General features: G+C 64.3%; 3 protein-coding genes and 1 pseudogene. All 4 read left to right on the forward strand.

The window, feature by feature from the left end:
• Positions 1 to 319: 319 nt before the first annotated feature.
• Positions 320 to 844: a sigma-70 family RNA polymerase sigma factor gene (locus QZ378_RS12230; protein ID WP_291258466.1), complete on the forward strand. Its 525-nt coding sequence runs from the start codon at positions 320 to 322 to the stop codon at positions 842 to 844.
• The gene (locus QZ378_RS12235) at positions 841 to 2,256 is read left to right on the forward strand and encodes a DUF4179 domain-containing protein (RefSeq protein ID WP_291258467.1); all 1,416 of its coding nucleotides are present in this window, start codon (positions 841 to 843) and stop codon (positions 2,254 to 2,256) included. Before QZ378_RS12230 ends, QZ378_RS12235 begins: the two co-directional genes overlap by 4 nt.
• A 157-nt stretch (positions 2,257 to 2,413) precedes the next feature.
• On the forward strand, positions 2,414 to 3,112 hold the full coding sequence (locus QZ378_RS12240) for a response regulator transcription factor (protein WP_191378490.1): 699 nt from the start codon (positions 2,414 to 2,416) through the stop codon (positions 3,110 to 3,112).
• A pseudogene (locus QZ378_RS12245) lies at positions 3,087 to 4,380 on the forward strand (sensor histidine kinase); the annotation flags it as partial. The gene QZ378_RS12240 and the pseudogene QZ378_RS12245, both read left to right, overlap by 26 nt.

Consider the following 4,380-nt stretch of genomic DNA (forward strand, 5'->3'; position numbering starts at 1 on the left):
TCGCTGTAAACTCTATCCGGAGCAACGCCGTGGAGGGACATATGGCCGGCCCGGCCGTCCCGGGGAGGCGGCTTGAGCGTACCGGCAACGGTGCGTCGAGATAGATGGCTGTCTTAAAGGACAGAACCCGGCTTACAGGCTTACTTGCAAATATGGCCGCCCGGAGCACAGAGCTCCGGGCGGCCTTTTGCCTCTCCGAAGCGGCTTTGCCGCGGAACTCTGCGAGGCTTTTTTGTGATGCCTGTCACAAACGGCGGGGCCGGGCCGTTATACTGGGTGAAAACCGGTTTTCGACACACGAGCAAAGGAGGCGAGGCACATGGACGAGGCGGAGCTGAGCCGGCGCTTTCCCACGGGGGACGAGGGCTGCCTGGAGGAGGTGGTGGCGCGCTACGGGCAGGCCCTGCTGCGGTACTGCCACCACATCCTCTGCGACTACCACGAGGCCCAGGACGCGGTGCAGACCGCCCTGCTGCGGGCCTGGGACCGCCGGAGCCGCTTCCGGGCGGGCACCAATCTGGAGGCGTGGCTCTACAAGCTGGCCTATCACGCCTGCATCGACCTGCTCCGGCAGCGGAGGCGGCAGCTCTTCCCCCCTCCCCCGCCGGCTGTCCACGACCCCGACTACATCGGCCCCGAGCTGCGGGAGGCCCTGGGCCGCCTCACCGCCCAGGAGCGGGGGCTGGTGTTCGGCCGGGTGATGGAGGGGCGGCACTACGACGAGCTGGCCCGGATCTACGGCCAGTCCGCCGCCACCCTGCGCAAGCGGTATGAGCGGGCCCGGGGCAAGCTGGCCCGGGCTCTGACGGAACTGAGCGACACAGAAAAGGAGGTATCTCCATGATGCGGACACCGGAGGAGGAGCGGATTTTTCACGCCCTCTCCCAGATTCAAACACCGGCATGCGACCTGTCCGGCGTGGTGGAACAGGCGGGCAGGCAACGCCGGGCCCGCCTCCGCCCCGGCCGGCCCCTGGCGGCGGCGGCGGTGCTGTGCGCCCTGCTGACCATCGGCGCGGCGGCGGTTGGCATCTCCGGGGCGTGGCGGTACTTCGCCCCCTCCCTGCCCCAAAATGCGGTGGAGACGGTGGGCGTCAGCCAGACCGCCGGTGAGTACACCCTCACCGTGGTGGATGCGGTGGCCGATGACAGCAACATCCTGCTCCTGCTGGCCCTGAGCCGGGCGGACGGCAGACCCATCGACCCGGAGGCCAGCCTGAATACCACTTCGATGCATCTGAATTTGGAAATCGAGGCAGAGCGGGGCGCAGGCTCCAGCGGTATGCTGGGGCGGCAGCTCTCCCAGGACGGCACCACACTTTATCTTCTCTTTAATGCGAGCTATGTCACCGACCAACCCGACACCCTGGTCAACCAGCCCCTCTCCCTCACCGCCGATGGAGTAGCGGTGAGGCTGCATGACAGCGACGGTCTCTATCATGTGCGCGGCGATTCCCCTGTCTCTCTGGCTCCGCTGGTAGAGCAAGAGAACCCTGATTTCTCCGACAGTCACTTCCGGGGAAACGCAGAGGAGATTGCCCGGGCTGCGGCCGCCGTTGGCTGTGACATTCCCCTGCCTTTGGACGAGCAGTTTCCGGACTATGCCGTTTTAGGAGCGGCTATGACGGAAAACGGCCTGTCCCTTGTGTTGCGAAGCGGCCGATATACCTCCAGCGACCTGGTATGTACCGATGTATTTCCCGACACTCTCATCGATACCCGTACTGGAGAAAAATACAGAGGTTCCTCCGGACAAGGAGCAACGTTGGAGGATGGAACCCGGGTCGTACTCTGGTCTTTCCAGGACTGTCCCCTCGCCTTGGATGACCTGCCTTATCTGGAAGTGGAGGTATCCTACAATATGGATCGGGTGCTCTCCGACCAGCCTTTTTCCCTTACCTTTACGCTCGGGAAGTCCTCCGGGATTTCGATCCCGATAAAAGAGCCGCTGGAACTGGACGGCCTCACCCTCCACCCCACCGAGCTTCGGCTCTCCCCTCTGGAGCTGCGAATCCTTTTTGCGGACGGGCACGAGGCGGCCTTCTCCATCCGCCAGGAGGGCACCGCGCCGGTACTCCATCTAGCCGACGGCACGGAGATTGCCACCCGCTGGGGCGGCGGCAGGTATCTGGGCGGCGGCACTCTACCCAGTGTCGGATTTCTGGTCGAGGACGTAGACGGCGAGCGTATCTTCATCGACCCCGGGCAGGTGGTGTCCATCACCTTCGGGAACCTGGAAATCCCCGTGGAACACTGACCGGTTTCCCTCTCAAAAAAACGGCGCGCCGCGAGGCGCGCCGTTTTCCATTGCCCCGGCCGGTTGGATCTGCTATGATTGTAAGAGATTTGTCAGAATTGTCTCCGGCTCTTTGACAGAAAGAGCTGGTATGATACCGGGCATAGGAGGGATTTGTGTGAACGAGTGTATTCTGGTGGTGGATGACGACAAGGAGATCGTCAAGGCCATCGCCATTCTGCTGGAGAAGGAGGGCTACCGGGTTCTCAAGGCCTACAACGGCATGGAGGCCCTGGACTGCGCCCTGGACCCCACCTTGCGGCTCATCATCATCGATGTGATGATGCCCCAGCTGGACGGCCTGTCGGCGGTGATGAAGATCCGGGAGAAGCGCAACCTGCCCATCATCGTCCTGTCCGCCAAGAGCGAGGACTCCGACAAGGTGCTGGGCCTGTCCATGGGGGCGGACGACTATGTGACCAAGCCCTTCAACCCCCAGGAGCTGGTGGCCCGGGTGCGCAGCCAGCTGCGGCGGTACACCCAGCTGGGGGACGTGAACGCCCAAGGCCAGGGCGGGGAGATCGTCAACGGCCGGCTGTGCTACAAGCCGGAGGAGCGGGTGCTGCTGGTGGACGGGGAGCCGGTGAAGCTGACGGCCACGGAGCTGAAGATCGTGGATCTGCTCATGCGCAACCTGGGGCGCATCTTCCCCGCCGAGGAGATCTACCGCCGTGTGTGGAACGAGGAGGCGTATGCCACCGAGAACACCGTCATGGTGCACATACGCCGCATCCGGGAGAAGATTGAGCTCAACCCGAAGGAGCCCGAGTATCTGAAGGTGGTGTGGGGCATTGGATACAAAATCGAAAAGCATTAAGCCCGCCATGGCCTTCACGGCCTTTGTGCTGGGCATCAGCCTGCTGATCTATACCGCCGCGGTGGCGGTGATCTTGATCGCGGCAAGCCTCGGCGGCTCGGTGTTCCCCTGGAAGGATGTGTTATGGGTGAACTACCAGAACACAGACAGCTTCCGCAGCTATCTCACCGACCGGCTCTCCGTGCTGGTGGAGAGCGCCGCCGACCCGGAGGGGACGGACCCCATGACGCCGGAGGACACCGACCTGCTCTACGTGGTCACGGTGGACGGGGAGACCCGCTTCTCCAACACCGACAGGCTACGGCCCAACGACCTTCCGGAGGGCTATAATTTCCTGCTCTATTTTGACGGGGAGACCGTCACTGTCACGCAGAACGGCCGGGATGTGTCCCAAAAGTTCCCCGGCACCCTCCCCAGCGGCACCGGCAATATTACGGTCTCCCTGGCGGCGGCGGAGCACCCCTCCAGCAACAGCTACGCCGGCTACAGCAGCTTTTCCTCTCTGCTCTACAGCCTCCGGCAGACCCGGGCCTTTGTCATCTGGCTGATCATCGCCCCCGCCCTGGCGGGCGTGGCCCTCACCGTCTGGTCTATTATCTGGCACCGTTACAAGGTGCGGGCCGACCAGGCCATCGCCTGGTTCACCGGGCGGGTGTGGCTGGAGATCAAGCTGCTGCTCCTCATTCCCTTCCTGTGGGTGTGCGCCCTGGCCGCAATGTGCGTCCTGGCCGTGTTCCTGAATCAGGCCCTCACCTACAACCTCCTGCGCTATGCCTCCGTGCCCATCGCCCTGTGGTGGTTCTATCTGTACGTCAACGACATCCGCTACAACTTCGGACACATCAAGACGCGGAGCCTGTGCGCCGGGCTGGCCGGGCTGCTCCGGCGGCAGGCCCTGCGCCGCCCCGCCGCCCAGCGGGCGGAGCGGCGGGCCATCTGGCAGTTCGCCGCCTGCCTCCCCTTCTTCCTGTTCTGTGCCCTGTCGGTTCCCTATCTGCTGAACCACTGGTTCGCCTATGGCATCCGCCCCATATTGCTGCTGTTCCTCTGCGCCGCCGGGGTGGGCCTGATCGCCCTCCAGGTGTGGCTGATGAAGGAGAACAGGCGCGCCGCCGCCGAGCTGGACGACCTGCTGAACCGTATCGAGGCCGCCGGGGCGGGCAGGCTGGAGGGGGCCCCTCCCCTGCCGGCGGAGTCCGACTTCCACGACGCGGCGGAGCAGCTCTCCCACATGGAGGCGGGCCTGCGCACCGCCCTGGACGAGCGGA

The sequence above is a fragment of the Flavonifractor sp. genome (genome assembly GCF_019422385.1).
In the GTDB taxonomy this organism is placed as follows: Bacteria; Bacillota; Clostridia; order Oscillospirales; family Oscillospiraceae; genus Flavonifractor; species Flavonifractor avistercoris.

Coding starts and splice junctions, on each gene's coding strand:
- QZ378_RS12230 (WP_291258466.1), top strand. CDS start 320: ATGGACGAGGCGGAGCTGAGCCGGCGCTTTCCCACGGGGGACGAGGGC.
- QZ378_RS12235 (WP_291258467.1), top strand. CDS start 841: ATGATGCGGACACCGGAGGAGGAGCGGATTTTTCACGCCCTCTCCCAG.